Genomic DNA, 6,115 nt, shown 5'->3' on the forward strand with positions numbered 1-6,115 from the left:
CGATCACCCACCTGCGCGACGGCGGGATGCTCACTTTGGCGCCGCTATGCGGTGGGCTCCCACCCGATCTTGCATGGCCATATCTGGATCGCGTCGCCAATGCCGTGGTGCCGGCACTGGTCGAAACGTGCCGGATCAACCCAGCAGGCTCCCGCAGACAGAAGGGGTGCAGGCATGACAAGTGCCGAAACAACCGAAATTTACTACGACCCGTTCAATTTCGAGATCGATAACAACCCCTACCCGGTGTGGAAGCGGCTCCGTGACGAGGCACCGTTGTATTACAACGAGAAGTTCAACTTCTTCGCGCTGAGCCGCTATGCCGATGTGGCGCCTGCGCTCAATGACTGGGAGCGATTTCAGTCCGGTCGGGGAACGACTGCCGACCTGCTGCTCAGCGGGGCGGAGATTCCGCCAGGCATCATTCTGTGGGAGGATCCACCCGTACACGATCTTCACCGACGGCTGCTGTCAAGGGTCTTCACCCCCCGGCGCATGGAAGCCGTCGAAGGGTTGGCGCGCGAACATTGTGTCCGCGCGCTCGATTCCCCCGTGGGCTCAGGCCGGTTCGACTTCATAAAAGACCTCGGCGCGCAGATGCCGATGCGCGTGATCGGTTACCTGGTGGGCATTCCCGAGCAGGACCAGGAGATGATCCGCAAGCGTACCGACACCCTCCTGACTTTGAAGGAGGGCAAGCCGGCCTTCGACTCCAGCAGCTTCGAGCAGTCCTATACAATTTTCGCCGAGTACATCGATTGGCGCGCCGAGCACCCATCCGACGATCTGATGACCGAATTGCTCAACGCCGAAGTGGAAGAACCGGATGGCACGCGCCGACGGCTGACCCGCACCGAGGTGCTCACCTACACGAGCACCATTGCCGGGGCCGGAAATGAGACCACAACACGGCTGATCGGTTTCATCGGCCAACTGTTCTCCGATCATCCCGATCAGCGCCGTGAAATTGTGGCGGACCGCTCGCTGATTCCGCAGGCCATCGAGGAAGTCTTGCGATTCGAAGCGCCATCGCCTGTACAGGCTCGATACGTCACCCACGACGTCGAGTACTACGGACAAACCGTGCCCGCAGGCTCAATCATGTTGTTGCTGAACGGATCAGCTAACCGAGACGAGTGGCGTTTCGCCGACGCGGAGCGGTTCGACATCCATCACGCCGGCTCTCATCTGAGCTTCGGGCACGGGTTGCATTTCTGCCTCGGCTCGGCGCTGGCACGCATGGAAGCGCGCGTTGCGCTCGAGGAAGTGCTCAAGCGCTGGCCTGACTGGCAGGTGGACTATGACAACGCGGTCAGAGCCCACACTGCCAGCGTGCGTGGATGGGCGCGCTTACCGGTGCTCACCGGCTGACGAAGCCGGACGACAATGCCGGGTAAAACGATCGTTATCACGGGCGCCAGCGACGGCATCGGCGCCGCGGCGGCACGTCGCTTGCGTCACGCCGGTGAAAACGTTGTCGTGGTCGGCCGGTCCGAGACCAAGACCAAGGCGGTGGCAACCGAACTGGATGCCGACTGTTTCGTGACCGACTTCGCCGACCTAGCTCAAGTGCGAGCATTGGCGCAGAGCTTGCGGTCGCGCTATTCCCGCATCGACGTGCTGGCCAACAACGCCGGAGGCATGACAACCAAAATTCAACTGACAGACGACGGCTACGAAAAGACCTATCAGGTCAACTATTTGGCGCCATTCCTGCTGACCACGAAGCTGCTGGATCTGCTGGTCGATTCCCGCGCCTCGGTCATCAATACCTCCAGCGCGTCACAGAAGCTACTGGGCAAAGTCAGCATCGAAAATCTGGAGAACACCCGGGGCTACCGGCCCAGCAAGATCTACGCCCTGACCAAGCTGGCAATCATCTTGTTCACCAAAGAACTACACCGGCGATACCACGATGCCGGGCTATCCGCTGCGGCATTTCATCCCGGCTATGTCGACTCCAACTTCGGCCCAGCATCGGGCTCACGGCTGCTTGCCATCATGCGCAACACCCCGACACGGTGGTTCACAGCGACCGCCGCGCAGGGAGCCGACCAACTGGTCTGGCTGGCCTCAAGCACACCCGGGGTCGATTGGCTATCGGGCGAGTACTACTCCCGGCACAAGATCGCCAAACCGAACCGCGCAGCCAACAACTCGGCGCTCGCCCGCGAACTTTGGGAGCGCAGTCTGGCTGTCGTCGCCACCTAATCAAGACCTTCGTCCGCCGGCGCCGAGACGTGTGTGGTATCCGAGCGGCCGCGTAGGACGGTGGAACCCCGCGGTACCCAGTGCTCGCACTCGGTTGAGTCAGCGCGAGCGATGGCAGCATCTGAACACAGAATTCGCCTATCGGTATCTTTCGCGAGGTCGGCCAGTCGCGCAGCTTCGTTGACCGGGTCACCGATCACCGTGTATTCGTAGCGGTTCTCGGCGCCGATGTTGCCAGCAAAGACCGGCCCGGCCGAGACGCCGATGCCGAAGTCCACCAACGGTAATTCGCGCAGCCGTGTGCCCAGAGCCCGTGCTGTTGCGAGCGCTGCGGACGCTGCGTTAGTTAGCCGCAGAGGCGCACCGAACACTGCCAGCGCTGCGTCGCCTTCGAACTTGTTGATCGCGCCGTGCCTTTCATCCACCTCGGCCACCACGATCCGGAAGAAGTTGTTGAGCAGCTCGGCGACCTCTTCGGGTGGACGGCTCGCTGCTAACCGGGTCGAGCCGACCAGGTCGATAAAGAGAATCGCCGCTTCCGCGACATCTCCTGACAAGGCTCCGTCCTCTTCGAGCGCGCGACGGGCAACGTCCACGCCGACGTGCCGACCGAAAAGGTCACGCAGCCGGTCGCGTTCGGCCAGGCCGGTGACCATCCGATTGAATCCGCTTTGCAGACGTCCGAGCTCGGAGCGCTCGTAGACGTCGACGCACGTTCCGATTCGGCCATGTTCGACTTCGGCCATCGCGGCCACGACCTCGCGTACCGGATCCGAGATCGACTTGGCAACAAGGATGACCCCCCGCAGGCCCAGGAACACGGCGACAAGCGACAGCACCAATACCGGAATCTCGACCGACGCATTTTTGTGGATAATCCAACCAAGTGATCGCAAGAAGATCAGGGCCGCAATGGCCGCGCTGGGAAGCGCGCTGCTCAGCAGCCACATGCCAATCAGGCGCGCCAACACGCCCGGTGCACTCACGAAGCCCTCGGATCCGTCTGTGGCAGCAGCGATAATCGGACGCAGAGTACGCTGCGTGAGCAGAACGGCGGTGCCCGTCGCGGCGGACCAACCGAATAACACGGCTAAGCCGGTCGACACTGCAACCGTGAGCCCGCCGTTGAGGTCCAGCAGGATGAAGATCACCCCGCCCGCCGCCCATGTCGCCGCAAGGATCACCGATTGGTTGCGCATCAGCTTCATCGCCGTGCGACGTTGATTCGGATCGGGTTCGAACCCAGGGATAAACCAACGCAGTGACGGAGCGATCGTCAGGATTGCGCCTACCGCGACGGCGACGGTTCCCAGCACGACCAGCACGATGGCCGTGATCACGTTGTTCGCGCTCAAGTGAAGGTGTGCTTCGCCCGTACGACCGCTGAGCGCTACCGCGATGACGAGGATTTCGCTGGTGGCAACGAGATGAGCGAATACCAGCCCACCGGCGTATCGACTCGATACCCTGGCTGCGCTTCTTCGGTGCGCTGCTTTGCGCGCCACCGGATTACGTCGCTGTTCGGTGACCAGATCCCGAAATCGGTCCAGCATGCTCACGTGAAGAACTTAGCGGGCGTGGTCAATCGCTGTAGTGCGACCCGGCCCGGAAATGACGGCTAGAGGCCTCCGAGCGCACATCGAATATGACTAGCTGTGGCCGCTCGTCCTTTTCAGTCGCGGTCCTAGACCGGATTGAACGACGAAATGAGCCAGTTTCCATGAGCTTTCGTCAATGTGACCAGAACGCTGCTCGAGGTCAAACTCGGTTCTGGCCGATCCTTGCTTACCGTGCTTTGGTTGACGAACACCAGCACAACGGCAGAGTTCGGATGCAATTCTGAAACGGCGGCACGAACCACGACTGCGTTCGTCTTGACCGACTTCTGCTTGGCAGCCGGGGCCACGATCTGGTCGGTGAACTGGGTGTAGTACGACAAGAAGTCGCCAGTCAAATGCGATTTGGCCGAGGAAAAGTCACGGTCGAGACTGTCCGGTGAATACGACAGTACCGCCACAGTCCCGTCGCTGGCCGCGGTGATCGCGGACTTGGCGGCCGCAGCATCGGTGTCGCGATCCGGCAGATATTGGAAGTAGAGCAAACAGGCTGCCAAGGCTGCCGAACCTACCACCGAGACCCCCAGCAGCGCGGCAAGGACCTTATCGCGTGACAGTTGCTTCACGCGGCCGATCAAGCGCGCTCGCCGCCCAGGCTTTGCGTCTTCGGTCTCGACGTCTTCGGTCGCCTCGGCGCCCGCTGTCTCCTCGGCCACCGACGTGTCCTCTGTGGTCACGGCACAAACTCGACTTTCGACATCTTGAGCTGACCGCTGTCGCGGGTAAGCGTGACTATCAATCTGAAATTACGCGGATCCTGCTTGGCGCCCGCCGCATTGGTAACTTCAGAGGTGGATGCGACCAGCGCCACCGCCGAGTCGTCCGTCATGGAGTCCCGGTCGACTGCCACCGCCTGAACCGTGCCCCGCTCGACCACCTTCGACTGCTCTACCACCTTCGTGAAATCGCCTGCCATCTTCGCGAAGTCGTCTTTGAACGAGCCGGTGGAGTCATCGAGGATGCGCTGCACACCATCTTTGGCGTTGTTGAAGTCCAGCGATGTCAGCGTCACGACACCCTGCCGCGCCGCTGCAGCGAACTCTGCAGCAAGTTGGCGACGGTGCGACGCGTCGCGATGCTCCAGCACCATATAAACACTGCCCGCAGACGCGGCGAGAATAACGATGATGGCCAAAATTGCGGCAACGGTGGACAGTGGGGGACGACGCCGACGTCGATACCATGCCGCCTTGTCCGCGGCTACGTCTGAAGAAGACGGGATATCTGCGTCGGGTTCGACCACGGCATCGGCCGCACTCTCGTCAGTATCGACACTCGCAGGGCTGACATCCTCCGGCTCGCTCTTTTGCGCAGTGTCTCCCAGCTCGCTCTCGCGCGCAGCTTCTTCGCTTTCGCTCTCGACGCGTTCGGCTACTTGCGACTTGTCTTTTTCTGTGGCTTCGGCGAGTTCCGCCTGCCGGCGCAATTGAATGGCGCGAGCCCGGGCGCGGGCGGCTGCTGCGAGAGCTTCCGCCTCGGCGGCCTCTGCCTCAGCCTGCTCGGCCAGCGCTCGCATCTCGGCAGCTGTGCTCGGTGTTTTGTCCTGGCTCACCGGATTCGGTTTCTTCTCAGCAGCGTTTTCGCGGATGCCGGCGCTCAAAACTCACCAACCCAGAAGCCGGGCAGTTCTTGTGAACCATGACTTACCAAAAAGTAAACCGCTCGACCGCTTACCGATGACCGGGAAGGGCTATGCTGGCTAAGCCGGATTGGCTGCGCAGACTGCCACTGATCGCCTCGACGCCCAGTCAGCATGCGAACTCCTCACCGTTTGGCCGGTCTAGAAGAGCCACGTTATCATCTCGTGCCGCTACGAATAACGGAGTCGTTCGCGCAAGGACGTAGACATGGGGTCTGCGGACATACTCGTCTCATGCCTAATAGATTTTGCGAGACCTGTGCCCGTCGTCGGCGTCAAATTTGGGCAATGTGCCCGACGGCACGAAATCCTCTCTCGCCATCTACGAGAACATCTTCTCCCGTTGCGGTTCTACAGAGGCGACGCTCGAACTACTGTTTCCCTATGGCCCTGGACTATTTTGCCCGTCGCAAAGCGACTCCGCCGCCAAGGAACTTATGGATGGGGAGAATGGTCGCGGGTGCAGTCTTAACCTCGGGATTGATCGCATCCCTGATACCTGCTGGCGGCAAGGCATCGGCGTTTTGCGATGCGGCGGACTGTGTGCCGAACGTGACTCGTGACGTCGTCCCCGGCGCACCCTGCGAGCCTCACCACTTGTTGTTGACCGGCACTCAGGGTGAGCATGATGGCGGCGTTGATGGTGAGG

Annotated in this window: 5 protein-coding genes and 2 pseudogenes (1 of these 7 cut by a window edge); 4 read left to right on the plus strand and 3 right to left on the minus strand. The window is 61.3% G+C overall.

Features of this window, described 5'->3' with window-relative positions; translation table 11 throughout:
* The 3 genes and pseudogenes from ACFE99_RS02655 to ACFE99_RS02665 form a co-directional block, all read left to right on the plus strand.
* Positions 1–233 (plus strand): annotated as a pseudogene (locus ACFE99_RS02655) (LLM class flavin-dependent oxidoreductase); it begins 861 nt to the left of the window's first position.
* The gene (locus ACFE99_RS02660; RefSeq protein WP_375482152.1) at positions 175–1,371 is read left to right on the plus strand and encodes a cytochrome P450; all 1,197 of its coding nucleotides are present in this window, start codon (positions 175–177) and stop codon (positions 1,369–1,371) included. The pseudogene ACFE99_RS02655 and the gene ACFE99_RS02660 overlap by 59 nt, the downstream one beginning before the upstream one ends.
* Positions 1,372–1,386: 15 nt before the next feature.
* Positions 1,387–2,211 (plus strand): SDR family NAD(P)-dependent oxidoreductase, encoded by an 825-nt coding sequence (locus tag ACFE99_RS02665; RefSeq protein WP_375482154.1) that lies wholly within the window; start codon positions 1,387–1,389, stop codon positions 2,209–2,211.
* Here ACFE99_RS02665 and ACFE99_RS02670 read toward each other — a convergent pair.
* From ACFE99_RS02670 to ACFE99_RS02680, 3 genes are all read right to left on the minus strand, one after another.
* Positions 2,208–3,653 (minus strand): adenylate/guanylate cyclase domain-containing protein, encoded by a 1,446-nt coding sequence (locus ACFE99_RS02670; RefSeq protein ID WP_375482166.1) that lies wholly within the window; start codon positions 3,651–3,653, stop codon positions 2,208–2,210. The two genes, ACFE99_RS02665 and ACFE99_RS02670, sit on opposite strands and share 4 nt — an antisense overlap.
* Positions 3,654–3,895: 242 nt before the next feature.
* Positions 3,896–4,483, minus strand: coding sequence for a twin-arginine translocation pathway signal (locus ACFE99_RS02675; RefSeq protein ID WP_375482168.1), 588 nt, complete (start codon positions 4,481–4,483; stop codon positions 3,896–3,898).
* Between the two features lie 17 nt (positions 4,484–4,500).
* Entirely contained in the window at positions 4,501–5,427 is a 927-nt protein-coding gene (locus ACFE99_RS02680) for a hypothetical protein (RefSeq protein WP_375482156.1), read from the minus strand.
* A 423-nt stretch (positions 5,428–5,850) separates the two neighbouring features.
* Here ACFE99_RS02680 and ACFE99_RS02685 point away from each other — a divergent pair.
* A pseudogene (locus ACFE99_RS02685) lies at positions 5,851–6,115 on the plus strand (hypothetical protein); the annotation flags it as partial.

It is taken from the genome of uncultured Mycobacterium sp. (assembly GCF_964249325.1).
GTDB lineage: Bacteria > Actinomycetota > Actinomycetes > Mycobacteriales > Mycobacteriaceae > Mycobacterium.

Bases quoted from the DNA above. Each gene is read 5' to 3' on its own strand.
- ACFE99_RS02660 (WP_375482152.1), top strand. From the start codon at position 175: ATGACAAGTGCCGAAACAACCGAAATTTACTACGACCCGTTCAATTTC.
- ACFE99_RS02665 (WP_375482154.1), top strand. From the start codon at position 1,387: ATGCCGGGTAAAACGATCGTTATCACGGGCGCCAGCGACGGCATCGGC.